Here is a 395-nt window from a genome sequence, read left to right as displayed (position 1 = left end):
ACCGGAATCACAGGAGCCACAGGAGCAACCGGAGATATCGGGGCCACCGGAGTCACAGGAGCGACCGGAGATACCGGAGCAACCGGAATCACAGGAGCCACAGGAGCAACCGGAGATATCGGGGCCACCGGAGTCACAGGAGCGACCGGAGATACCGGCGCCACCGGAGCGACTGGAGTAACGGGAGCAACCGGAGATATCGGGGCCACCGGAGCGACTGGAGTAACGGGAGCAACCGGAGATATCGGGGCCACCGGAGCGACCGGAGTAACGGGAGCAACAGGAGATACTGGCGCGACCGGAGTCACCGGAGCGACTGGAGATACCGGCGCCACCGGAGCGACTGGAGTAACGGGCGCCACCGGAGATACCGGCGCCACCGGAGCGACTGGAGT

Annotated in this window: 1 protein-coding gene; it reads left to right on the top strand. The window is 65.6% G+C overall.

The window, feature by feature from the left end:
- The coding region (locus V9K92_RS22735) for a calcium-binding protein (protein ID WP_337355051.1) at positions 1-395 on the top strand (395 nt) is incomplete at both ends.

The organism is Phyllobacterium sp. CCNWLW109 (assembly GCF_037203905.1).
Lineage (GTDB): Bacteria > Pseudomonadota > Alphaproteobacteria > Rhizobiales > Rhizobiaceae > Phyllobacterium > Phyllobacterium ifriqiyense.
Note: the sequence above shows the minus strand (reverse complement) of the source record. Positions and strands in the feature narration are given on the sequence as shown.